This is a genomic window from Pedobacter foliorum (assembly GCF_013266735.1).
Taxonomy (GTDB): Bacteria; Bacteroidota; Bacteroidia; order Sphingobacteriales; family Sphingobacteriaceae; genus Pedobacter; species Pedobacter foliorum.
In genome coordinates this window covers 146762-172280 of sequence record NZ_JABSNU010000005.1, presented here as the reverse complement: position 1 = coordinate 172280, position 25519 = coordinate 146762, and the positions used below count along the sequence as shown (strand labels likewise).

The 25519-nt window shown below is 39.3% G+C and carries 16 protein-coding genes; 10 read left to right on the top strand and 6 right to left on the bottom strand.

Annotation, left to right across the window (positions count from 1 at the left end):
- Positions 1 to 8: 8 nt before the first annotated feature.
- From HQN83_RS12425 to HQN83_RS12410, 4 genes are read right to left on the bottom strand one after another with little or no spacing between them, the layout of a single operon-like run.
- Positions 9 to 1340 (bottom strand): DoxX family protein, encoded by a 1332-nt coding sequence (locus HQN83_RS12425; protein WP_173090671.1) that lies wholly within the window; start codon positions 1338 to 1340, stop codon positions 9 to 11.
- Positions 1341 to 1367: 27 nt separating this feature from the next.
- Positions 1368 to 2303 carry a cyanophycinase gene (locus tag HQN83_RS12420; RefSeq protein WP_173090670.1) on the bottom strand — a complete coding sequence of 312 codons (936 nt, stop codon included), beginning with the start codon at positions 2301 to 2303 and terminating at the stop codon, positions 1368 to 1370.
- A gap of 24 nt (positions 2304 to 2327) precedes the next feature.
- Positions 2328 to 3659 carry a RagB/SusD family nutrient uptake outer membrane protein gene (locus HQN83_RS12415; protein ID WP_173090669.1) on the bottom strand — a complete coding sequence of 444 codons (1332 nt, stop codon included), beginning with the start codon at positions 3657 to 3659 and terminating at the stop codon, positions 2328 to 2330.
- A 12-nt stretch (positions 3660 to 3671) separates the two neighbouring features.
- Entirely contained in the window at positions 3672 to 6767 is a 3096-nt protein-coding gene (locus tag HQN83_RS12410) for a SusC/RagA family TonB-linked outer membrane protein (protein ID WP_173090668.1), read from the bottom strand.
- Between the two features lie 523 nt (positions 6768 to 7290).
- On the opposite strand from HQN83_RS12410, the gene HQN83_RS25515 reads away from it, so the two are divergent.
- The 10 genes from HQN83_RS25515 (at position 7291) to HQN83_RS12365 (ending at position 20303) form a co-directional block, all read left to right on the top strand.
- Positions 7291 to 7614: a DUF6660 family protein gene (locus HQN83_RS25515; protein ID WP_394353506.1), complete on the top strand. Its 324-nt coding sequence runs from the start codon at positions 7291 to 7293 to the stop codon at positions 7612 to 7614.
- A 61-nt stretch (positions 7615 to 7675) separates the two neighbouring features.
- Positions 7676 to 9847, top strand: a complete 2172-nt coding sequence (locus HQN83_RS12405; RefSeq protein WP_173090667.1) for a TonB-dependent receptor — start codon at positions 7676 to 7678, stop codon at positions 9845 to 9847.
- Positions 9848 to 10065: 218 nt separating this feature from the next.
- Positions 10066 to 11172, top strand: coding sequence for a M20 family metallo-hydrolase (locus tag HQN83_RS12400; protein ID WP_173090666.1), 1107 nt, complete (start codon positions 10066 to 10068; stop codon positions 11170 to 11172).
- A gap of 260 nt (positions 11173 to 11432) precedes the next feature.
- Entirely contained in the window at positions 11433 to 11510 is a 78-nt protein-coding gene (locus HQN83_RS12395) for a potassium-transporting ATPase subunit F (RefSeq protein WP_082035969.1), read from the top strand.
- 9 nt (positions 11511 to 11519) lie between these two features.
- Positions 11520 to 13238: a potassium-transporting ATPase subunit KdpA gene (kdpA, locus tag HQN83_RS12390; protein ID WP_173090665.1), complete on the top strand. Its 1719-nt coding sequence runs from the start codon at positions 11520 to 11522 to the stop codon at positions 13236 to 13238.
- A 6-nt stretch (positions 13239 to 13244) separates the two neighbouring features.
- Positions 13245 to 15275 carry a potassium-transporting ATPase subunit KdpB gene (gene kdpB / locus HQN83_RS12385; RefSeq protein WP_173090664.1) on the top strand — a complete coding sequence of 677 codons (2031 nt, stop codon included), beginning with the start codon at positions 13245 to 13247 and terminating at the stop codon, positions 15273 to 15275.
- Positions 15276 to 15285: 10 nt separating this feature from the next.
- Complete coding sequence (locus HQN83_RS12380) at positions 15286 to 15852, top strand: K(+)-transporting ATPase subunit C (protein ID WP_173090663.1); 567 nt, start codon at positions 15286 to 15288, stop codon at positions 15850 to 15852.
- Positions 15853 to 16046: 194 nt separating this feature from the next.
- Entirely contained in the window at positions 16047 to 17117 is a 1071-nt protein-coding gene (locus HQN83_RS12375) for a porin (RefSeq protein ID WP_173090662.1), read from the top strand.
- A gap of 185 nt (positions 17118 to 17302) precedes the next feature.
- Entirely contained in the window at positions 17303 to 18433 is a 1131-nt protein-coding gene (locus HQN83_RS12370; protein WP_173090661.1) for a sensor protein KdpD, read from the top strand.
- 115 nt (positions 18434 to 18548) lie between these two features.
- Positions 18549 to 20303, top strand: coding sequence for a hybrid sensor histidine kinase/response regulator transcription factor (locus HQN83_RS12365; protein WP_173090660.1), 1755 nt, complete (start codon positions 18549 to 18551; stop codon positions 20301 to 20303).
- A gap of 66 nt (positions 20304 to 20369) precedes the next feature.
- On the opposite strand, the gene HQN83_RS12360 is transcribed toward HQN83_RS12365, so the two are convergent.
- Together HQN83_RS12360 and HQN83_RS12355 are read right to left on the bottom strand one after the other, a co-directional pair.
- Entirely contained in the window at positions 20370 to 22028 is a 1659-nt protein-coding gene (locus HQN83_RS12360) for a RagB/SusD family nutrient uptake outer membrane protein (RefSeq protein ID WP_173090659.1), read from the bottom strand.
- Between the two features lie 20 nt (positions 22029 to 22048).
- Complete coding sequence (locus HQN83_RS12355) at positions 22049 to 25438, bottom strand: TonB-dependent receptor (RefSeq protein ID WP_173090658.1); 3390 nt, start codon at positions 25436 to 25438, stop codon at positions 22049 to 22051.
- Positions 25439 to 25519: the final 81 nt, after the last annotated feature.

The following is a 25519-nucleotide window of genomic DNA, read 5'->3' as shown; positions in this document are numbered from 1 at the left end:
TCAGAGCATTAAAGTTTCAAACGACCACGACGTCCAAGCTTTATCGGATATTTCTTATCCAATTTTTCAAGCAAAACATAAATAGAATCCTTATTTTCATTAACCCCTGAAAGGACAATAGAAACGCTGTCCGGTCTACTGAAATTCAGGGTCAGCTTTTCATTTCTATAATTTTTGTTTTTATTCTCTAGAAATAGAACATGCTTTAACGTATCAACCTTGTAGCTGTAATAATGCCTTCCACCTGATCCAGAAAGTTCATAATTCCGATCAACATCACGAGAAACAATCTGCTCGTAGTTGATAGAATCAAGGATAACAGGCCTTTTAGAACGAATACTGATTGTTGCCCATTTTTCAAATACAACATCTTTCCATCGGATAGAATCACTTGCCGAATACGGATGTATCTCGTTGTTGATCTTAAACTCTTTTACATTATAAATCCCAGCTGCATCAGCAAGTCCATCCTGTTTTGGGAACTGATAAGGATCATATTTAAAGCCCTCATAAGTTTTAAAGCCGTAAACGGCGACAAAAAAGAAAACCAGCAATACTTTAACCACTATCCTGGCCTTTGCCTGCCATCCCAAAAAAGATGGATGAAATAAATTAGGATGAGTTGGTTTCCCGAGGGCAATCAGCCGATAGATACGTCCGGCATCATAGGCAAAAATGAATAACGCCAGAGAGATTAGGTAAAGGCTGTATACATATTCCCCACCTCCATAGGCTAAATTCGACATAAAGACATTCCCGGTGAACACCAATATGATTAATGCTCCAACAGATGCAGTTCTTCTGAAAAATAACAGAAAGCCTGCCAGTAACTCTACCGCGCCAAGAAAAGACTCATAGTTTGGTACCACCCCCAAACTCAAAGAAAAAAGCTTCCAGTCGGTAAAATCACCATAATTGGTATTCAGATTACTGATTGATGGAAATGGTGCCTGCAGCGGAAAAAATTTCAGAAATCCATAGCCAATCACTCCTATAGCAAGTCTGTAACGCAATATAGTTCTGAGCCAATAATGTAATACATCATAGTTTGCTTCCTTCTTCTCTCTTATGGTCCATAATACAGTTCCAATTGCAGCAACTATAGCAATGATGAACCATTCTGTAAAGCTTCCCGTAGTAGAAAAACTTGGAAAATACCTGCTAATGAAAAAGATATCCCCGTACTTCAAATCAAGCCAGTTAATGGAAAAGATCCCACGGTAATACCTCCAATCCAGAGGAATGGTTTGCAAGAGAAAATAGATGAACAGGAAACGGAAAATGAGCTTCTCATATCCCTTCCAATGGTCAGCAGATTGTTCAGTTTTTATACTGGTCATAATCTATAAATCTTCGTGTATTAAAATTTATTTGTTATTAGATACTCCGGCTACAGGCTCTTGTTTTTTGCGAGGTGTTTCCAATACCTTTCGGTTACGCAAATCGTACTTTTGACCTTGGCTAAGGAAAATGAATGGTCCGGAAGAAGCGGTATAATCTTCCTTATCCTGTTTTACATGGTTTTCCCCTTTACCAGAGATGGTTTGGTAATCATAAATTACTGCATACGATTTCCCCAATACTTCAAGCGTATCACGTTGTACAACCACAGAGGTTGCTTCATCCAGGCCAATCCCGATTAGTTCAGGTGACTTTTTGATAAAATCAACCAGATCAAATTGTCTGTTACGCTTCAATAAATGCTGATCAATGGCTGAGTTTTTTAAGAAACCAAGCCCTTGGGTATGATCACCCACTAAAATTTGGGGTCCTTTCGTATCTCCTCTCCAGAGGAATGACCCTTGAATGCTGGCTCCTGCAGAGCTTCCAATAATGACACCACCACGATTCAACACATCAAAGAAAGCTTGATGAGTTAAGGTGTTAAGATAAGAATCTGCAATACGCCATTGTCTGCCACCATCAAACCATACTCCCGTAGCCTTTTTTAACGGTGCAATGAATTTTTCACTATTGGCCTCGGCTAGGCTATTGGTATGCAGTACAGTTACGTTTTCGATACCCAGTTCCTTTTTTATCTTTTTTAAACTGCTTGTGTTAAAAGCAGCAGAGTCGCCTGTAGCAGCAGTAATCACTACGATATTGGCTTTTGCTTTTCCTCCAGCCAGTTCCAGGAATTTACTCCAGATCTCCGGAGTACTGCCGCCGCCACCAACAATGATCAATGAGCCCTTTTCAGGGCCATGTTTAGTGCTAGATTTTTGATTGATGGTTACAGGTGTTTGAGCGATAAGCAGTGCTGAACTAAAAGTAAGGGCTACTGCAAGAATTAATTTTTTCATATCTTTTATGTTTAAGTAAGGTTATTAATAGCCTGGGTTTTGAGCGCCAGTTAGATCGGGATCTCTTAAGATGTCGCTTTGTGGAATAGGGAATATCCAGAAATCTGGTTTGAGCAATTCCTTATTGATTGTACCAAAAACTGTAGCAGCTCTGCCTGTACGAACAATATCTAAGAAACGATGCCCTTCAAAACCTAGCTCAAATCTTCTTTCATTTTCAATGGCAAGCAGCAGTTCTTCTTTGGTTGTTGAAGGTATATAATTGAATAGTGGAACATCAGCTCTTCCTTTGATTTGATTGAGATCGGAAGCAGATCCAGCCAGATCAGGTGCAGCCTTTTTGGCCCGGGCTTCGGCACGAATCAGGTATTGTTCAGCTATGCGAAGCAGAAAAATTGAACTGGTACCATTTTGTTTGCTATACTGATCCAGATCATAAACGCCAGCAGGTGTTTGGAACAACAGGCTCTTTCTGGAACCACCTAAATTGGGGTTGAGCAACAGACCTGCAAACGCGCGTTCAGGAATATAATCATGCCTCCCACCTCTATCTGGAGAATTCCAGTTGGTGTAAAAGGAACTAGGATCTGAAGTACTGAATGCAAGTTCGAAGATGGACTCCTCAGTATTTTTACCGGTAAAGAACAAGGCATAAGGCTTCACTAGTTTAAAAGAGGTATTGCCGATGCTTCTGGTGGCAAATTCTTCTGCCAACTCCCATTTTTCTGTATATAGATACAATCTGGCCTTTAAGGCAAATACTGTGTATTTATTGGCTCTGTTACGGTTAATTGTAGTCGGTAACAACTCCTCTGCTTTATTTAGGTCTGCTAACGCCTGCGCATACGTCTGTTCTTTGGTACTTCTTTTCACACCTTTGTGTGCATCCGCCTTAGTAGCAGGCTCCAAAACGATCTGCACTCCTCCATAAATCTTCACCAGGTCAAAATAGGCCAATCCCCTCAGAAAATAGGCTTCTCCAAGAATCTGGTTCTTATTGGCCGACGAAACCAAAGCGTCACTCAGCGAAGGCACTTTGTTCAATACAAAATTTGCGCGATTAATTACGCTATAGATACCAGAAAATCCACCACCAGAACCCGAGGCGGTCTTATTTGCTACTACATTGTTTTGAGCATTAAAGTTAACTACATTGTCTCCTGCAAGATCTAATGATACAATATTGGTTGCATAGCCTTGAAGTCCATCATAAACACCAATCAATGCCGCCTGAGCAGATTTTTGATCTACGATCACGGCTTCATCAGAAATGGTGGTTTGCGGTTCGGTATCCAATATTCTGCTGCAAGAACTCAAGCCCAAAGCAATTAGCATTAGTATGATATAATTTTTCATCTGTTTTAAATATTAAAATGTAACATTGACACCAAAGTTGACAGCCTTGGATTGTGGTGTACCATTAAAATCAAGTCCCTGTACCAACCCGCTGCTACTGTCGCCAGCAGAATTCGTTTCCGGATCGGGGCCACTGTATTTGGTGATCGTAAATAGGTTACTTGCCGTCACATAAAAACGCAAAGCACTAACTTGGAATTTAGAAGTCAGGTGTTTAGGTAAAGTATAACCCAGTGTTATGTCACGCACACGAATAAAAGAGGCATCTTCCAAAAAGCGGCTGGTATTACCTTCATAGTTCTTGCTTCCATCAGGGTTGGTTAGCGAGCTTAGCCTCGGCAGCACGTTAACATCACCATCTTTCTTCCAGTAATTCAGCTGACTTTTTTGAATAGACCGGGTTACTCCTCTTGTGCCACCTGCTTCGAGGAACATTGCCGTGTAATTGAATAACTTATTGCCCGACTTGTAAGTAAGGTTGATCCCCAGATCCACATTTTTGTACGTAAAGTTATTTCTGAATGCACCTTCAAAATTGGGCCATACATTACCAACAATCTTACGGTCATCTGCAGTGATCTTTCCATCTGGTTTATAATCTTCAAAAATAGCATTACCTGTATGAGGATCTACGCCCAGATAATTGTATACCCAAACAGAATATAAAGCAGCCCCCTGCTCAAGTCTGTACATTCCATAACTACCGGTAATTGGAGTTGGAAGTTTCTCGATACGGTTCTTGTTATGGGAAATTGTAAAAGTAGTTGTCCATTTGAAGTTATCATTTTTGATATTATCTGAGGTTAACAGAAGCTCTAAGCCTTTGTTACTGATCTCTCCGATATTCTGGTAAACGGTAGAATAACCGGTTTTTGCAGCAACCGGAACCTGCAGCAAGAGATCAGTAGTATACTTACGATAATAATCGAACTCAAACCTCAACCTATCTCGAATCAGCGAAGCAGATAACCCAATATTAAACTGACTGGTAGACTCCCATTTCAAGTCAGGATTACCCAGTTGGCTGGGTGTTAGTCCTGGCAGCTCCAAATAACTGCTACCACCACTCCATTGGCCTCTTGAAGCAAAATCATCTATATCCTGATTTCCGGTCAGCCCATAGCTTGTTTTCAAACGTACATTACTGATGGCTTCTGTTTTAGGAAAGAAAGACTCGTTACTAATGTTCCATCCTAGACCTACAGAAGGAAAATAACCCCAGCGGTTATCAGTTCCAAACCTGGAAGAAGCATCTGCCCTGAAGTTAGCATCGATTACGTAACGATTGTCATAAGAATAATTCGCTCCAGAGAAAAAGGATACTAAACCGTAGTCAGACCCCGAAGAACTTGCAGTTTGTACAGCTGCTGAAGCTATCCTTTTAAACTGATTGGTAGAGAAACCTTTTCCAACCAGCGATTCGCGTTCCGATTTAGTGTACTGAAGGGTATTACCCAAAAATACTGAAAAGTTATTTTTCCCCTTAAAAGAATTGAAGTTCAGTAACTGCTCAGCAGTCAGTGTCTGCTTGGTTGTGATGGCATCATCCGCCTCTCCAGCTGGTTGCCCATATACCAAATTGGTATTGAAATAGGCTTTTTCATGATAATTGTTATAATCATTACTTACAGAAGATTTAAAGGATAACCCCGGGATAATATTATAAGTTGCATATAGATTATTAATACTTCTGAGACTGTTAGAATGTGAGTCAGAGTTTTCAAGAATAGCAATGTGATTATCAAACACTGTTGGCCTCGAAAAACTTCCATCGTCATTATAAATCGGATAAAATGTAGGGGTATGCAGGGCCGCCTGAAACAATCCTGCGGGGCCATCGCCTACCCTAACCAATCTCCTTGGCACACTAGAAAGACTGTTACTGGTCCCTATCTTAAATTTGGAGCTGATGTTATGATCCAGATTAACACGGAAAGAGTATCGTGAAAAATCCTGTAGTTTCAATGTAGATTCCTGATCCTGATATTCTCCTCCTATATAGAAATTAGTTTTGGCATCACCTCCGGAAATAGAAACATTATAACGCTGTGATTGGGCTGTTCGGAATACATCACTTACACGGTCATAAGTTTTCTGGTCCTCCGGGTTTCCATATGCGGGAAATCCAGGCACTACTTCCGTCTTCGGCCTAAAAGGCCTGGTTGCAAATGATTTTCCATCGTTAAGGTGCACCAGATTCACCAATTCAGCATGTTCTTGCCCCGTCACCAGTTCCCATAAATTGGTTGCTTTGGCCAATCCGTAATCAGCTGAGAAGCTTACCTTGGTCCGCGAATTTTTAGCGCCACGTTTAGTGGTGATCAGGATAACTCCGTTTGCACCCCGCGCACCATAAACTGCTGTTGCACTTGCATCTTTTAATACAGAAACTGTCTCAATATCATCCGGATTCAGGTCAGCTAATGAATTGGGGGTCTGACCGCCCATAGAAATGCTTTGCAAATTATCGTTATTGATGAATACACCATCTACCACATAAAGTGGATTATTGCCGGCATTAATTGAAGTTGCTCCTCTTAAACGTACCAAGACAGAAGTTCCAGGTACTCCTGAGTTACTTGCTATAAGCAAGCCTGGCACTTGTCCTTGCAGTTTTTCGGTAACACTGGTATATGCCGCTTTTGATAAATCCTGGGAACTTATTGTTGTAATTGCACTGGTCTGTGCATTTCTTTTGGTTTGGGTGTAACCCACAACCACAACGTCGTCAAGTTGCTTCAAATCTTCTTCCAGGCTAACTTCCAGTGGACTGCCATCAGCAATAACCTCTCTGGTTTTAAATCCGATGCTTTTTAAGATCAGGGTGTAAGGGAATTTTTGTCCTGTTACAAAATCAAATTTACCGTCCTTATCTGTCTGCACCACATGGGTAGTGCCCTTGATCAAAACAGTAACACCCGGGATTCCTTCTTTGGTGCTTTTATCCACAACTCTTCCATTCAGTGTGGAATTGATAATAGGCGTGGTTTGAGATTTGGAGATTAATGGAATGAACAAAAAGATCATCAGGCCAGCGCACAGCAATGATGTCTTTTTAACAAAGGAGTGGACCTTAAATAAAGGCCTCCCCTTTTTAAAATTTTGCATAACTTTAAAAAGTTTTAATTAATTAAATCGTTGATTGAAACTATTGGCATTTCAGTAGGTGATTGGCGTTGCATACTGATAGCCAGCATAAAGGCAGGATCCTATCCTGTCTTTATTTTTTTTAAGGGAGTAGCAATGATGCTATTGCTCGAAACAGCAACAACAATAAGTTGAGAATTTCAACTTTTGGGAGATAGATGTGGTGTCCTCTTTTTTGTGGAGTAGTTGTTTTTCCATGTGTTTATTTTGTCATCGTAATTGATTCATTTGCCACAAATGTAATGGCATTTTTCACAAAAACAAATAAAATCTACCGATTTACTAGATTATTGTTACAATCGATTGATTTCCACTTTGAATCATGCTTAATCTTCTATTGCTTATCTTTAAGTCATCGACAATAAATTTACTTAACTAATATTTGCACTTCTAAGTCTTAAAGAATTCAGAATTACCGATACGGAACTGAAGCTCATAGCTAGGGCAGCAATCATAGTTTACAGTTTTTTTCTACCTTCGCACTGTGAAATTCCTCGCATTACTTTTATCTGTAATCGTGCTGACGCTAACCGCAGCACCATGCTGTGCATTTGAAAAAAATGAGACTCATGTCCATAAAGCATATTCAGAGGAGAAACATGACAAATGCCCTGACCCAGATGATGATTGCTGTAAGAACTGTTCACCTTTTTATGTTTGCGGAACTTGTATTGGGTTTACCATTAACAACTTATCTGTATTAACATTTACACTCCATTTAAAACCTATTCAGCACAATTATATTTACATCCCTGTTAAATTACGGCAAATGCCATATTCCATCTGGCAACCACCTAAATTAAGTTAATCTTTATTTAACAGTTTTTTGAAGCTGTATTTATTGAAATTACTTAATTATTAAACACATCATGAATAAATATATCTTGATTATGGCTGCACTGTTTTTTACAGTTTCAGCCTATGCCCAAAACACATACAATGCGGTTGTAAAAAATGTAAAAACCAATGAGGGCATCATTGGAGCAAACATTAAGGTCCAAGGAACAAACATCAGTTTTATATCGGGTGCTGATGGAATAGTTACATTAAACAATGTTCCATCAGGGAAGCAAATTATCCAGTTTAGTTATGTCGGTTTCAAAACGCGAACTGATACTTTAAATTTCCCTTTAACTCAACCTTCACCTATGCTGATCTTACTTGAAACAGAAGAGGAATTGGATGAAGTTGTTGTTTCGGCTACAAGAAGCAGCAGAACTATTGACAATATACCTACTCGTGTAGAGGTCATTGCAGGAGAAGAATTAGATGAAAAAGGAAATATGAAACCAGGAGATATCCGAATGCTGCTAGCAGAAAGTACAGGTATCCAAACCCAGCAAACTTCGGCCACAAGTGGCAACTCAAGTATTCGTATTCAAGGTCTGGATGGAAAATACACTCAAATCATCCGTGATGGATTTCCTTTATACGCTGGTTTTTCGGGTGGTTTAGGATTGTTACAAATAGCCCCACTAGATTTACAGCAAGTAGAGGTTATAAAAGGTTCATCTTCTACTCTTTATGGCGGTGGGGCAATTGCTGGACTTGTAAACTTAGTCTCCAAGAAACCGACAGAAGAGCGTCAGTTAAATTTTCTTTTAAATGGAACTTCGGCCTTAGGACTTGATGCAAGTGGGTTTTACGGACAGAAATTTGAAAAAATTGGGATTACTGTTTACGGTGCTTACAACAAGGGTACGGCATACGATCCATCAGATATTGGTCTCACAGCCATTCCAAAATTTAATCGCTTTACGCTAAATCCAAAGCTGTTTGTTTATTTTAACAATGCGACTACCCTTTCTGCCGGAATAAATGCTACCACAGAAAAACGTATAGGTGGTGATTTGGAATATATTAAAGGCAATGGCAGTGCTCAGCACAGTTATTTTGAAGAGAATAAAACAGGTCGCTATAGTACCCAGATTGAATTAGACCATAAATTAAATGATAAAGAGAAACTGACTTTTCGTAATTCTGTAAGCTATTATGATAGAAATATTGGCTTACCATCTTATCTTTTTTCAGGAGTACAGTTAGCAACCTATAGCGAAGCCAATTATGCTCGTACTGGCGAAAAATCAGACTGGGTTGCAGGTGTAAACCTTCTTACAGATCATTTTAAGGAAGATCAAAATAGCGATTTCGCCTTAAGAAACTACAATTACACAACAATTGGAGGTTTTGTGCAAAATACCTGGAACCTCACGGAGAAATTAACTCTTGAATCCGGCATTCGTGGTGATTATCATAATGAATATGGTTTTTTCTTTTTACCGAGAGTATCAGGCTTATGGAAAATCAATGAGCATTTCTCTACCCGCTTAGGTGGTGGACTAGGATACAAAGCACCTACTGTATTTACAGAGGACGCAGAAAGAGTCCAATTTCGTAATGTATTGCCTATTGATGTGGCCAATACGAAAGCAGAACGTTCTTATGGTGCCAACTATGATGTAAATTACCAAACAATCCTATTTGATGATAAAATTGGTTTCAGTATTAATCAAATGTTCTTTTATACTCGTGTCAATAATCCGATATTGTTAACCACTACGACGGGCAATAATTTAGCCTATGTGCAGCCTAAAGGTAATTTGGATACCAAAGGAATGGAAACAAATGCCAAAATCACTTACGGTGATTTTAAGTTGTTTATTGGCTATACCCTAGCCGATGTAAACCAATATACAGGGAGCACAAGCACTATATATCCACTGGTTTCAAAACACCGTTTAAACAATGTTTTAATGTATGAGGTGGAAGACGAATGGAAAATTGGAGCTGAGGCTTATTATTATAGCAAACAAAGGTTAAATGATGGTACCAATGGAAAAAGCTATTGGACAGCCGGATTTATGGCTGAAAAACTATGGGAACGATTTTCTATCTTCATCAACTTTGAAAACCTAACCGATACTCGTCAAACTAAGTTTGACACCATTTATACGGGTACTATTACCGAACCAGTTTTTAGAGACATTTATGCTCCAGTTGATGGTTTTGTAATTAACGGAGGAATAAAAATAAGATTATAAAGTGTTGTTACTTTTATAGAAGTGAACGTCTACAAAAAACCGGACGTAACAGCCAACTCAATTTGACAGAAAGCCTTCCATAATGGAAGGCTTTCTTTTCATGTTCATTCTGCTAAAAAATATTTCTCTTTGATTTGAATGGCCTAAAGTCTGTTTTTCTTTCTTTGGCATATTGAAGGCATTGCCTTTGAAACACGCGTATCAAAGAAACTATACATATGAAAAAATTGTATGAAGAAGCAGTATTATTGCTCGAGAAATTAATAAAAACCCCATCCTTCAGTGGTGAAGAAAGCTTTGCTGCAGATCACGTAGAAACATTTTTAAATGAGCGATCTATAGCTACAATCCGTAAATTCAACAACATCTGGTGCTACAATAAATATTTTGACCCCAACAAACCTATCATCCTGCTCAATTCGCACCTGGATACAGTAAAACCTAACTCACAATATGTGAATGACCCCTTTACGCCAGTTACGAAAGACGGGAAGTTGTACGGCCTTGGCAGCAATGATGCTGGAGGCCCACTTGTGTCACTCATCTCAACCTTCATTCATTTTTATGAGCAGACTGACCTCCCTTTTAACTTTTGCCTTGCTGCAACTGCTGAAGAGGAAAATTCTGGTCAGAAAGGGATAAAATGCATATTAGATGACCTGATGCCCATTTCCTTTGCCATTGTAGGTGAACCCACAAACATGCAAATGGCTATTGCTGAAAAGGGTTCTATGGTGTTGGACTGTTTATCAACAGGGCGTTCTGGACATGCGGCCAGAGAAGAAGGTGATAATGCCATTTACAAAGCCATCAGAGATATCCACTGGTTTTCGAATTATGTTTTCCCAATAGAGTCAAATTTTCCAAACCCGGTAAAAATGACCGTCACCCAGATCAATGGAGGCCTGCAGCACAATATTGTTCCTGGGGAATGCAACTTCACTGTCGACATACGATTTGACCACAGTTATACAGAAAAGGAAATACTAAATATCATTAAAAACCATACCTTCTGCGATACCACCCTGCGCCCGAATGTACTAAGTCCCTCTTCAATCGACTTGATGCACCCATTGGTAAAGACGGGCATTGCTATCGGCAGGAAAACCTACCTCTCTCCTACCAGTTCTGACCAGGGATGGTTGGATATGCCGTCAATAAAAATGGGCCCCGGCGACTCTGCCCGCTCACATACCGCTGATGAATACATTTACCTTGCAGAAATCAATGATGGGATCATCATTTACATCGATCTGTTGGAATCCTTATTCCCATATCTCGCCAACGATACCGCACTAAACTTGCTGACTTCTGAATCATTATAACAATAGCAAACCAATATGATAAAGACCCTTCCATAATGGAAGGGTCTTTATGTTTTAACCCATCAGTGTTTTATTTAAAATCATCAAAACAAACTGACTACAAGATAGTTACGAATATAACCAATTATATGGCATATGGATTGGCATAGGCCTATCATAAAATAAAATATCATGCTTACAATCCTGCTTTTTTTAGCCCTGCTGATCCTCTGCTGGGTAGTTTACAAATCAATCGACTGGTTCGAAAAAATCTAAAAATTATGATCGCATTATTCATTATCGCTATCGCCGTTTTCATTTACATGATTTACGTGCTGATTAAACCCGAAAAATTTTAATTGTAAATTATGAACACTGAATTACTTGGAATAATAGCTACCTACCTGCTTACATTGGTGATCGCTATTCCGCTGGGCAAGTACCTAGCCAAGGTATTTGCCGGAGAAAAAGTCTGGACAGACTTTTTAAAACCTATTGAATCCGGAATCTATAAACTATCGGGTATTAACCCAAAAGAAGAAATGAACTGGAAGCAGCACATGAAAGCGCTGCTGACCATTAATCTGGTATGGTTGGTTTACGGATTCTTCGTCCTGATGTACCAGGATAAGCTTCCGATGAATCCAGATGGAAACCCTGGAATGACACCAGACCTATCCTTTAATACCATCATCAGTTTCGTAGTAAACTGTAACCTGCAGCACTACTCAGGTGAAACCGGTGTTACCTACCTAACTCAGCATTTTGTGCTGATGTTCCTTCAGTTTGTAAGCTGTGCAACAGGTATTGCTGCAGCTGTGGTGCTCTTTAAAGCTTTTCGCGATAAAACAAGCACTAAACTGGGTAACTTCTGGGAGTTCTTTGTAAAATCTATTACACGACTATTACTTCCTTTATCATTGGTAATGGCAATCATTCTTGCTTTTAACGGTTCACCAACCAGTTATGAAGGAAAAGATCAATTCATTTCAGTTCAAGGTGATACTGTAAATGTGTCAAGAGGTCCGGCAGCAGCCTTTATTGCCATCAAGCACTTAGGTACTAATGGTGGTGGATGGTTTGGAGCCAACTCTACCCACCCACTTGAAAATCCGAATTACATTACCAATATGGTTGAATTGATTGCACAGGTAATCATCCCTATTGCCATGGTCATCGCCTTTGGTATTTTCATCCGACGCAAAAGGCTGGGCTGGATGATCTTCGGAGTTATGACCATTGGGATGTTCCTTTTGTTAATCCCAACAGTAAGTTCAGAACTTGGAGGAAGTCCATCCATTGCAAAAATGGGCATTTCACAGGCTACCGGAGCCATGGAGGGCAAAGAGGTGCGTTTCGGACCAGCCATATCTGCTTACTGGAGTACAGTAACTACAATTATTTCTACAGGTTCTGTAAATAGTATGCACGACAGCACCATGCCACTAACAGGCGCATGGCAATTACTGGGTATGATGATCAACTCCTTTTACGGAGGTTGTGGTGTCGGAGTGCTGAATTATTTTATCTACCTGATCATTGCTGTATTTATTTCCGGGTTAATGGTGGGTAGAACCCCTGAGTTCCTTGGTCATAAAGTAGAAGCTAGAGAAGTAAAGATAGCCGCATTGATCACCTTACTGAGCCCCTTCCTAATTTTAGCAGGAACTGCCATAGCCAGTTATGTGTTTACCAATCATGGCGATGCCGCATGGGCAGTACAACCTAAAAGCTGGTTAAACAACCCTGGCTTCCATGGTTTCTCAGAGATGTTGTATGAAGTGACCTCATCCAATGCCAATAACGGTTCTGGTTTTGAAGGTCTTGGCGACAATAACGTTTTCTGGAACGTGGCTACAGGCTTTGTGTTGTTCCTTGGTCGTTTCTTACCGATTATTGGACCGATTGCCATTGCAGGTTTACTTGGTGCTAAAAAATACATCCCAGAATCTGCTGGTACCTTAAAAACAGATACTTTGACTTTCAGTCTGATGACTTTTGCGGTGATCGTTGTACTGAATGCACTTTCTTACTTCCCTGCTCTGGCTTTAGGCCCATTGGCAGAATACTTTACTATGCTTAAATAGATTATAATGAAACACTCATCTAATAAATTATTTGAACCTGCCTTAGTGCAAACCGCACTGAAACAGTCTTTCATCAAACTTGATCCAAGGGTAATGGTACGCAACCCAGTCATGTTTACCGTTGAAATCGGTACCGTGATTATGGCTTACGTGACCATATATTCCATGAGCAACGAAGGCCAGGGTTCGCCACTATATAACTTTTTTATCTTCTTAATCTTATTGCTTACTGTGCTCTTTGCCAACTTTGCTGAAGCCATTGCAGAAGCAAGAGGAAAAGCCCAAGCAGACAGCTTAAGAAAAACACGTGAGGAAACTCCTGCTAAAGTTGTTCTGGCCAATGGAAAGATAGAGATCCGTTCTTCCAACCAGTTAAAAAAAGGAGATGTTTTTACTTGTGAAGCAGGCGACACCATCCCTACTGACGGGGAGATCATTGAAGGTATTGCAACCATTGATGAATCAGCAATCACCGGAGAATCTGCACCGGTAATCCGGGAGTCGGGAGGAGACAAATCCTCTGTTACAGGCGGAACAAAGGTATTGTCTGACCACATTAAAGTGCAGGTAAACACCCAACCAGGCGAAAGTTTTCTGGATAAAATGATTGCATTGGTTGAAGGAGCTTCACGTCAAAAAACACCTAATGAGATTGCATTAACCATATTGCTTGCCAGTTTTACTCTGGTATTCATTATTGTTTGTGTAACACTGAAACCATTTGCTGATTATGCCAATACCCCTATCACTATTGCAGCCTTAATTTCGTTGTTTGTGTGTTTGATTCCAACCACCATCGGTGGACTGTTATCTGCAATTGGTATTGCCGGTATGGACAGAGCATTGCGTGCTAATGTAATCACCAAATCAGGTAAAGCTGTTGAAACAGCAGGTGATATTGATGTTTTATTGTTGGATAAAACGGGCACCATTACTATTGGTAATCGTAAAGCAACCAATTTTTATCCTACCTCGGGGCTGGATAACAATCAATTTGTTAACGCCTGCATGTTAAGTTCTCTTGCAGATGAAACTCCTGAGGGTAAATCTATTATTGAACTTGCAGTATCTCAAGATCATAAATTACTGACTGCACCGGAAGGATCTAAATTTATCAAATTCACCGCAGAAACCAGGTCAAGTGGTTTGGATACTCCAGATGGAAAAAGAATTCGTAAAGGAGCATTTGATTCTATCCGAAATATTGTTTTAACAGCTGGTAATCCATTCCCAATTGACATTGAAGAGCAGGTAAAAATTATAGCAAGTAATGGAGGAACCCCACTCGTTGTTTCTGAAAATGAAAAAGCCCTGGGTGTAATTGAATTACAGGACATCATTAAACCGGGCATCAGCGAGCGTTTTGAGCGCCTGCGCAAAATGGGTGTAAAAACTGTAATGGTTACCGGTGACAACCCCCTTACTGCAAAATTCATTGCAGAGAAAGCCGGTGTGGATGATTTTATTGCTGAGGCCAAACCTGAGGATAAAATGAATTACATTAAAGAAGAGCAAGCTTTAGGTAAACTCGTTGCAATGATGGGTGATGGTACCAATGACGCCCCTGCCCTTGCACAGGCAGATGTTGGTGTGGCCATGAACAGTGGTACACAGGCAGCTAAAGAAGCTGGCAACATGGTAGATCTGGACAACGACCCAACCAAACTAATCGAGATCGTAGAAATTGGTAAGCAATTGCTGATCACTCGCGGAACACTGACCACCTTCTCAATTGCCAATGATGTGGCCAAGTATTTTGCGATTGTGCCAGCTCTGTTTATCGCTTCAATTCCTGCATTGCAGAGTTTGAATATCATGGGACTACACAGTCCTGAAAGTGCGATTTTATCAGCTGTAATTTTCAATGCGATCATTATCCCAATCCTTATCCCTTTGGCCTTAAAAGGTGTAGAATATAAACCAATTGGTGCCAGTGCATTGTTACGCAGAAACTTGTTGATTTACGGTTTGGGTGGTGTTATCGCTCCATTTATTGGCATCAAGCTAATTGACATTGTAGTAGGCTTATTTGTTTAAAAAAAATATCATGAAAAAATATATCATACAATCCTTACGCTTAACACTAGTACTTATGGTATTACTGTGCGTTATTTATCCTCTAATTGTAGCTTTTGCCGGTGGATTTTCAAAAGGAAAAGGTGGAGGTGAGAAGATCACCAGAAATGGTAAAGTTGTTGGTTATGCCGCAATTGGCCAATCCTTTACCAAACCAGAATATTTCTGGGGAAGACCATCAGCTGTAGGTTACAATGCGGCAGGATCTGCAGGCTCTAACAAAGGACCTTCTAACCCCGACTACCTAAAAGAGGTTTCTAACAGGATCGATACTTTATTGAAATACAACCCATCCATAAAAAGAGCCGATATTCCGGCAGATATGGTCACTGCTTCAGGTAGTGGTTTAGATCCAAATATATCTGAACAAGGTGCCATTATCCAGATCAAAAGAGTTGCTGCCTATCGCAAAATAGATGAAAAGACCGTAGCCGAACTGGTGGTAAAAAACACACAAGGCCCGTTATTGGGTCTGTTTGGTCCTTCATCGGTAAATGTGCTTAAGTTGAACCTTGCCCTGGATGAGTTGAAACGTTAATGATTGTCATCCTGAATTTATACCATCGTCATCCTGAATTTATTTCAGGACCTCGCACTCGCTAGTCTTTTCTCTTGCGAGATCCTGAAATAAATTCAGGATGACGACTGCATAACAATAACTCCAACTAAAAAACAATAACTCCAACTAAGAATACCAACTAAATACAACAATATAAAATACAACAATATAAAATGAAAAAACTTTTAGCATTAGCCGCAGCATTAACTACAGGATCAATCGCTTACGGACAGGAAGAACCTAAGATCAAAGTAAGTGGTTACCTGGAAACTTACTTCGGTTATGATTTGAATAAACCAACAGACAACAACAGACCCGGATTTATCTATTCTCACAACCGACATAACGAAATTAATTTAAACCTCGGTTTCATTAAAGGCAATTATGATAATGGAAACATCAGAGCAAACGTAGCCGTAATGGCCGGAACCTACGCCAATGCCAATTTAACTACCGAACCGGGAGTATTAAAAAATATCTATGAAGCTAATGCCGGAGTCAAACTATCCAAAACTGCAAATTTATGGTTAGATGCCGGGGTATTCTCCTCACATATTGGGTTTGAGAGTGCCATTTCCAAAGATTGCTGGGTACTAACCAGAAACATTTCCTCAGAAAACACTCCTTACTATGAATCAGGTGCAAAAATTACTTACGGCAGTAATGATGGAAAGTTTGCAGCTACCGCTTTTTACTTAAACGGATGGCAAAGAATTACCCGTCAGAATGGAAACAGCCAACCTGCGGGAGGCGTACAACTAACCTGGAAACCAACCGATAAAATTACGGTTAACTACAGCAATTATCTAGGCACAGAGGGTGCAGATTCTGTTCGCGTAACGAGATTCTATCATAATGTTTACGGGATATTCCAGATAACCAATCAATTTGGATTAACCCTTGGTTTTGATTATGGAACACAACAGAAAGCCAAAGGAAGCAGCGACAAAAATGAAGTCCTTTCGCCTGTTGCCATCGCACAATACAAGATCAACAGCAAATGGGCAATCGCCGGAAGAGCGGAGTATTATCAGGATAAAGAGGGTGTTTTTATTGCTACTGGAACACCTAATGGTTTTAAAACAACTGGCTATTCTCTGAATCTGGATTATGCACCAATTAGTAATGCGGTAATCAGATTGGAAGGCAAAATGTACAATAGTAAAGACAAAATATTTACACGTAATTTAAATGCTGTAGATAACAATGCAGCAATTACAGCAAGCATCGCTGTCGCATTTTAAACTTAGATTATACTATTTTAAACTTACGGAACTCCTCTAAAACCTGTTGAGTTCCGTAATTGTTAAATCAAATATATGTTATGAAAAAACTGATTGTGCGTTTTGGTATCGGACTAATTATCATGGGACTCTGGTACTTAACGAGTAACCATTACATCATTATTAAATGGTAAATTTAATAAATTATGGAAGAAGACAATAAAACTGATTCAGTAAGAAAATTTCTTGATCTGGTAAAAAAATCCAGAAGAGGAAAGTTTAAAGTATACATCGGTATGAGTGCAGGTGTCGGCAAAACCTACAGAATGCTGCAGGAAGCACATGCCTTACTCAAAAATGGTATTAACATACAGATCGGTTATATTGAAACCCATAACCGTGTGGAAACGCATGCGCTGCTAGAAGGTGTTCCTGTCATTCCAAGAAGAAAAATCTTTTACAAAGGAAAAGAACTCGAAGAGATGGATGTACATGCCATCATCAACATCCATCCCGAAGTAGTCATTGTAGATGAACTGGCACATACTAACGTAGAAGGCAGTAAAAACGGTAAACGCTGGCAGGATGTTTCAGATATACTGGAAGCAGGGATCAGCGTGATCTCCGCAGTAAACATCCAACACCTGGAAAGTATGAACCAGGATATTGAGACCATCACAGGTATTCCGATCACAGAGCGGATTCCTGATAAGATTCTGGAAACCGCAGATGAAATTGTAAACATCGACCTTACCGCAGATGAGTTGATTGACCGGTTAAAAGCCGGAAAAATATATGACAAGACAAAAATTGAAAGAGCCCTAAGCAATTTCTTCCAACCTGAACGTATTCTGCAACTAAGGGAGCTAGCGTTAAAGGAAGTGGCCCATCATCTGGAAAGGAAAATCAGTATTGAAATACCTAAACAAATCAAACTTCGTCCCGAACGCTTTCTGGCCTGCATTTCCACCAATAATGCAACAGCCAAAACGGTGATTAGAAAAACAGCCAGACTAGCCTCCTATTATCGATCTCCCTGGATTGTGCTATATGTGCAAAACAATCATGAAAGTGGGGATCGTATTAAACTGGATCTGCAGCGTCACCTTATCAATAATTTTAAAATGGCAACAGAGCTGGGAGCCGAAGTTATTAAAGTTAAAAGTGACCAGATTACCCAAACCATTTTAAAAATAGCAGAAGAAAAGGAAATCACCACTATATGTATTGGCAAACCGCATTTAAATCTGTTCCAGGTTATTATGAGAACAGCAATTTTTAATCAGCTATTGAAGAGTATTTCTGCTACCGAAACTGACCTCGTTATCCTATCGTGAATTACTTTTTATCAGCAATAAACTTTTTATCCTGAACTTCCTTTAAAAATGCAATCAGATTAGTAATAGTCAGGGGATTTGGAGCGATCATATTGCTGAATTAAAAATACAGGTATTGCCTCCATGGTGGCTAAATTGGTGGGCATATCTTATCTATGCTTTAGCTATTGCGTTCTCGGTTAGAGCATACCTTAAGTTCAATGTGAATAAGGCCAAACTTCAATCTCAGTTAAACTATGAGCAATTGGAAGCCAGAAGAATGAAAGAGCTGGATTCTATTAAAACACAATTATATACCAATATTACCCATGAATTCCGCACGCCACTTACGGTGATACTGGGAATGGCTCAGCAGGTAATAGAAAAGCCTACAGAATTGTTTCAAACCCGAATGGACATGATCATCCGTAATGGCCGAAGCCTCCTGAATCTTGTGAACCAGATGTTAGATCTTTCTAAGCTGGAAACCGGTAAAATGAATTTACAATTATCCAATGGAGATGTCATTCATTTTCTTCGTTATATAGTCGAATCTTTTCATTCTTTGGCTGAGAGTCAGCAAAAACAATTACATTTTTTAACAGATATTGATGTGCTTTACGTAAAATATGACGAGGAGAAATTAAGACAGATCGTTTCCAACCTACTCTCTAATGCCATCAAATTCACCCCCGAAAAAGGGAATATCTATATTGGTGTAAGTATAGAATCCATCAATATTAACGGCCCTACACTGATCATAAAAATAAAAGATACAGGAATAGGCATCTCTGAAGATCAGATACAGTTTATTTTCGATCGTTTTTTTCAGACTGACAATAGCCATACCCGGAATACCGAAGGCACAGGTATTGGTCTTGCATTGACAAAAGAACTGGTAAAGTTGATGGAGGGAGATATTAGCGTGAAAAGCCCTCCTACCGGAGCACTTAAGGGTACTGAATTTACCGTATCCCTTCCGTTAATGAAAGTGGCTCCGGTTGCGGAAAATATGCAGAAAGATTTTAAAGAACAACCAAGTTCAACACCCATAACACCCAACAATCACGTCTTATCTATTACACCTGATGAAGAAAAAGATACAAATACACCTTTGATATTATTAGTTGAAGATAATGCTGATGTTGTGGCATATACAGCCTCCTGCATTTCTGAATACCGGTTGCTTGTAGGCACAAACGGTCGTGAAGATTTTGATATCGCTACAGAGATGATTCCTGATCTAATTATAACCGATGTTATGATGCCCTTTATGGACGGTTTTGAACTGACTACAATGCTACGCCAAAATGAAAATACCAGCCATATCCCTATCATCATGTTAACGGCAAAAGCTGATATCAGTAGTAAAATTGAAGGCATTCAGCATGGCGCTGATGCGTATCTGGAAAAACCTTTCAATCAAAAAGAACTATTGGTAAGGATAAAAAAGTTGCTGGAAATGCGTAGAAATCTACAGCAGTATTACCTTAAGAAAGCCGGAATACATCAAAACAAGTTCATGGAACACCTGATCATACCTGATAAAGTGATCGGTGAGGCTATAGATAACAGTTTTGTAAAAAGAATTAGAGAAGCCGTGGAACAGAATCTGACTGATACCAACTTTACTGTAGAAAAATTAAGTAAACTTGTTTTTATGAGCCATTCGCAACTTCACCGTAAACTGGATGCAGTGACAGGGTGTTCTCCCAATAAGTTTATCAGGATGATCAGGCTTAAAAAAGCGATGGAATTATTGCAAGATCCTACCAACAGTATTGCATCAGTTGCCATGGATTGTGGCTACGATGACCCGGGTTATTTTGCAAGAGTATTTAAGCAGGAATACAAGGTGACTCCACAGAAATGGAGAGTATCAACACATTAGCGCTATTATATTAAAGAGGCCGTGCAATTATTGCACGGCCTCTTTAATAGTTTAAAAAATGCTGTCTTAATTATAACCTGGATTTGGAGTTAATACCCCTTTCGAAAGGTCAATTTCCTTTTGTGGAATCGGCATCAAGTAAAATCTATCATTCCATACCCTTTCCTGAGCTTGGGTATTTTTAATATTATTAATAGTTTTCATTACCTGAGGGGCAATTTTCCAACGACGAATATCCATATAACGCTGTCCTTCTAAAGCAAGCTCTACCCTACGTTCGTTACGAATTACTTCTCTAAGCGCATCTTTACCTGCATATTTTACTCTATCTACAACAGGCATACCTGAACGCGTTCTAACAGCATCAAGGGCTTCATAAATTGAATTATCCGGACCGCTAACCTCATTTTTAGCCTCAGCATAGGTTAACAACACCTCAGCATAACGGATTAAGATTATGTTGGCATAATTATCTACCTGTAGACGATAAATTGCAGGGTCAACCATTTTACGGAAATTGTATCCTGTTAATGACATATTGGAAGCTCCCTGAACCCAATTAAATTTATAATCGTCCTCAACAGCATTCCAAGGTGAATCTTCAAACAAGATACTCGCATAAAAACGTGGATCACGGTTTTTATACTCATTAGCGAATAGAGGGTTTTTAGCAATATACCATGCAGCACGCTGTGCCGGATCGGTTGGTGTAACTGCCTCACCAGTTTTATAACTGCCATAACTGTTTACCAATTCCTGAGTTGGAGTTACTGAGCTCCAACCACCAATAGTGCCTGGCAATAAATAAGTGTTTAAGAAATTAGCATCCTTTTGGTCAATTTGCTGACGGTCTAAAATCACTTCATTGTTGCCTTCATTTGCTTTATGAAAAAGAGCTTCGTAACTACGCAAGCCTAAGCGGAATTTCTTCTCATCAGCAGCATTTGCAAAAGTTACCCATTTGCTATAATCATCTTTAGCATCTATGGCTTCTTCAGCATCAACCTTAAATAAGGTATAGCCTAAAGTCATTACCTGACTGGCAGCATCTGCAGCCCCTTGGAATTGACCATCATTTAAATAAACTCTTGCTTTAAGTGCCAAAGCCGCTCCTTTTGTGATCCTTCCTTTTTCATTAGGCTTACCACCGGCATAAGCTTGAGGTAAAATTTTAGAAACCGCCTCCAGTTCATCTGTAATAAACTTTATTACCTCTGCCTTTGGAGTTCTTTTCACATTTTCTTGTCCTAAAGTTAAAACTGTTGTAATTAATGGAACATCTCCGAATTTATTTACCATTCTGGAATAAAACAGCGCCCTTAAAAACCGAACTTCTGCTTTATATCTTTCTAATAAAGCAGCATCTATTGTAGTTACTTTATCTGCATTGGCAAGAAAATAATTAGCACGACGGATGTCAACAAAACTCCAACCGGCATCGGTAGTAGAAGTAAGCGTTCCTGCAGAAACATCTGTAGCAGAACTTTCCCATGGATACTGGGCATGAGCATTGTCGGATGCACCATCCTCATAAATTATTCCATCGCCAGGTAATTGATTATACACTGCCATAACAGCCTGGTATACATCATTAGGGGTTTTCCAAAATGTTGCTTCAGACAGTTGATCTAGCGGTGGTCTTTCCAGAAAATCTTTTTTACAAGAGGTTACAGTGCCAATTGTTAAAAGCCCTGTAAGTATATATATTGATGTTATTTTTTTCATGATATTCAAATTATTTGTGATTAAAACCCTGCACTTAAACCAATTGACCAAGTTTTCATACCTGGATAGCCTCCACGTCCAGAACCTGTCTCCGGATCATAATCTGCCAAACGTTTATCCCCCATAATAGTGAATGGATTGTTAGCTGCTCCATAAATTCTTAGTTTCGATAAGCCAATTCGTTTGCTTACATCTTGTGGAATGGTATAACCTAGAGTTATGCCTCTTACCCTAAAATAAGAGCCACTAAATAACCAGAATGATGAAATTGGGTTATAATTTTGTGCTCCAGCCGCTGTAGTAAGAATTCTTGGAAAATCAGCATTTGGATTAGGATTAGCAATTGTCCAACGGTTTAACCATTGTTCTTTAACGTTGGCGCCATTAAAGAAGGGATAAGCTGCTTCTTCAGATAAATAGGTTTTAACTTTTGCTACACCGTAAGTAAGTACATTAAAATCAAACCCTTTATACGTCGCATTTAAGTTAAAACCATAATTTAACCATGGAACATCATTACCAATTACCTTACGGTCAGCCGCATCAATCTTTTTATCTCCGTTAAGGTCTTTAAATTTAATATCACCAGGCTTGGTATTTACAGTTTGAAAAGCATGATTGGTTACATCTGCAGCATCTACAAAAAGACCTTCGGCTTCATAACCATAAAAAGAACCTATTGATTCACCTATTTTCTGTATGTATTTTCCGTCAACAACTTCATCTCCACCTCCCAGTTTTGTTATCTTACTGTTTATAATAGATAAATTACCACCAATACTGAAAGTAAAATCATCGCCAATTTTATTATTATGATTAATAGCGAGTTCAAACCCTTTATTTCGGGTAGATGCACCATTTGATAAAGGAAGTCCGCTGTTTACAGCATCAGTAGTACTTGTATTTACCCCAATTGTTGCAAGGGCAGGAACCCTCATCAATAGTTCTTTAGTATCTTTAATGTAGTAATCTGTAGTAATGTCTAATTTACCATTAAACATACTTAGGTCAATCCCAATATTGGTCATAAAAACCTTTTCCCAACTGGTGCGTGGATTCGAAATTTTATCTGACCAAACTCCGCCTTGAGGAGATTCTTCAAAGCTATACTGGTAACCGGTATTTAAACGGTCATAGTAGTTTCCAATACTTACTACCTCCTGGTTACCCAAAGAACCGTACGAACCGCGTAATTTCAAATTATTTATCCAATTAACGTTTTTCATAAAATCCTCTTTACTAACATTCCATCCTGCTGAAAAAGACGGGAATACAGCTTGTCTCACATCTGCGCGGAAACGTGATGAATAATCAATACGTGTATTTACTTCAAAAAGGTATTTATCATTAAAAACGTAGTTGAAACGCCCAAATACAGAACGCATAGCCCAATCTTCCTCATTACTTCGGTTTGCCTGTCCATCGACATCAGAATTCATGTCTTCAGGATTTGATGAACCAGATACCACAGTAGTCATATCGTTGTTCGGGAAATTTTTACGGCCAACCAAGGCAGTTCTATACATATTACTTTCTTGCGATGCTCCTAAAGTTACTTTACCATAATGTTTGCCAAAAGTGCGCTCATAATCAGCAGTTCCCTGTACTAAAAGCTCTTTTCTTTTACGCCAGTATTCAAGCATATCATTCTGCACTTTTTGTGTAGAAGTCATAGGCTTACCGGTTAAAAAATCATTAATCGGATTCATGGTGTTATTAAAAGCCCAAGAATTACCATTTGTATACTTTAATGAAACCAAACCTTTTATCGATAGTCCATTAATTGGAGTTAAAGTAGCATTGGCAGCTGTTTGCAAGTAATTATCACGATCCCAGCCTTTACCACTCTCATCAATCATACGTACTTGATTACGGCCGGCAGTTTGTGAATTTGCTTTTCCATTGTCAATTGATCCCCACTCACCGTTGCTCTGACGGAACACTGAAGTAGGTAATGACCTATTCAGCTCTGTCCAAGACATGTTACCTTGGCGATCGAAATTTTGGTTAATAAATGAGAAATTAGTTCCAACCTTCAAAATCTCAGGCACGATGGTAGTTTCGGTATTTAATTTAGCCACTATACGATCCTGACTTCTATTAGGAATAATAGATTCCTGATTAAGATAAGACAAGCCTAAATAACTATTGGTGATTTTACCAGGCGCATTTATGTTTAAGTTGATATCACTTAATGGAGCAGTTTTACGAAGTACCTGTTTGTACCAATCGGTATTTGGATAAAGATCTGGTTTGGAGCCATCTTTGTACCATTGGATTTGTTCGGCTGTAAATAGCGGTGCGGCGCCAGCATTTGTTAGGGCTTCGTTATAAAGTGTAGTATAGTCAACAGAACCTGCATAGTGTGCGATCTTTGTAGGTGACTGCCATCCATAATTTGCATTTAGCTCAACTGTGGTTTTATCTCCTGAACCACGTTTGGTGGTTACCATTATAACTCCATTTGCTGCTCTGGAACCATATAGCGCTGCCGAAGAAGCATCTTTTAAAACCGACATACTTGATACATCGCTTGGATTTAAGGTTGCAAATTCTTGTGCCGAAGCAGGTATTCCATCAATAACATACATTGGGCTACCTGTACCTGCTGTAGTTACTAAACTACCTCTACCCCTGATGCTAACAGCTGTAGAAGCAGCTGCATCGCGACTTACATCGCCAGGGCGTTGTAAAATAGTTAGACCAGGAGAAATTCCTTGTAATGCATTCTGTATAGAAGTTACAGGCCTGTCCTTTAATTGTTTAGGAGTTACAGTAGCAATGGCGCCAGTTAAGCTGGTCTTTTTCTGTGTACCGTAAGCAACAACCACAATTTCAGTAAGTGAGCTGCTCTGCGGTGTTAGTGTTATGATCATTTCCGCAGCGGCATCAGCTTTTACTTCCTTCGAATCATAGCCTAAATAAGAGATCACTAGAGTTGCGTTTTCGTCTATTCCTTTTAAGCTAAAACGTCCGGTAGCATCTGTAATATCAGCTCTTTTAGTTCCTTTAATTTTAATAGTAGCTCCTGGTAAACCAAGTCCCTTCTCATCAAGAACCTTTCCTGTCACATTTATTAACGCCTTAATAATTGTTTCCGGAAAATCAGGACTGAAAGGCTTTTCAGAAACAATTATAGCATTATTGTTAAAGGAATAGTTAAGGTTTTGACCTGCAAAAATCATTTTTAATACTTCAAGGAATTCCTTATCCTTTACATCAATATTAACCGGTTTTGCATTTTTAAGTGTCGACTTGGTTACCATAAAATCGTATCCCGTTTGTAACCTGATCTTGTCAAAGACCTTAGTCAGTTTTGCATTTTTTTCAGATAGGGATATCTTTTGGGCAAATGAGTTTGCACTTACTTGCAATATTACTGTGGTGAGTAGTAAAATGGTTAGTTTCATAACCAATAGTAGTTTAGTTACGCCTCTTTTTTGGAGACATAGGTTTGGATTCCAAATTTTGTACATTTGTTTAGTTGGGTT

Coding starts and splice junctions, on each gene's coding strand:
- HQN83_RS12425 (WP_173090671.1), bottom strand. CDS start 1,340: ATGACCAGTATAAAAACTGAACAATCTGCTGACCATTGGAAGGGATAT.
- HQN83_RS12420 (WP_173090670.1), bottom strand. CDS start 2,303: ATGAAAAAATTAATTCTTGCAGTAGCCCTTACTTTTAGTTCAGCACTG.
- HQN83_RS12415 (WP_173090669.1), bottom strand. CDS start 3,659: ATGAAAAATTATATCATACTAATGCTAATTGCTTTGGGCTTGAGTTCT.
- HQN83_RS12410 (WP_173090668.1), bottom strand. CDS start 6,767: ATGCAAAATTTTAAAAAGGGGAGGCCTTTATTTAAGGTCCACTCCTTT.
- HQN83_RS12405 (WP_173090667.1), top strand. CDS start 7,676: ATGAATAAATATATCTTGATTATGGCTGCACTGTTTTTTACAGTTTCA.
- HQN83_RS12400 (WP_173090666.1), top strand. CDS start 10,066: ATGAAAAAATTGTATGAAGAAGCAGTATTATTGCTCGAGAAATTAATA.
- HQN83_RS12395 (WP_082035969.1), top strand. CDS start 11,433: ATGATCGCATTATTCATTATCGCTATCGCCGTTTTCATTTACATGATT.
- kdpA (WP_173090665.1), top strand. CDS start 11,520: ATGAACACTGAATTACTTGGAATAATAGCTACCTACCTGCTTACATTG.
- kdpB (WP_173090664.1), top strand. CDS start 13,245: ATGAAACACTCATCTAATAAATTATTTGAACCTGCCTTAGTGCAAACC.
- HQN83_RS12380 (WP_173090663.1), top strand. CDS start 15,286: ATGAAAAAATATATCATACAATCCTTACGCTTAACACTAGTACTTATG.
- HQN83_RS12375 (WP_173090662.1), top strand. CDS start 16,047: ATGAAAAAACTTTTAGCATTAGCCGCAGCATTAACTACAGGATCAATC.
- HQN83_RS12370 (WP_173090661.1), top strand. CDS start 17,303: ATGGAAGAAGACAATAAAACTGATTCAGTAAGAAAATTTCTTGATCTG.
- HQN83_RS12360 (WP_173090659.1), bottom strand. CDS start 22,028: ATGAAAAAAATAACATCAATATATATACTTACAGGGCTTTTAACAATT.
- HQN83_RS12355 (WP_173090658.1), bottom strand. CDS start 25,438: ATGAAACTAACCATTTTACTACTCACCACAGTAATATTGCAAGTAAGT.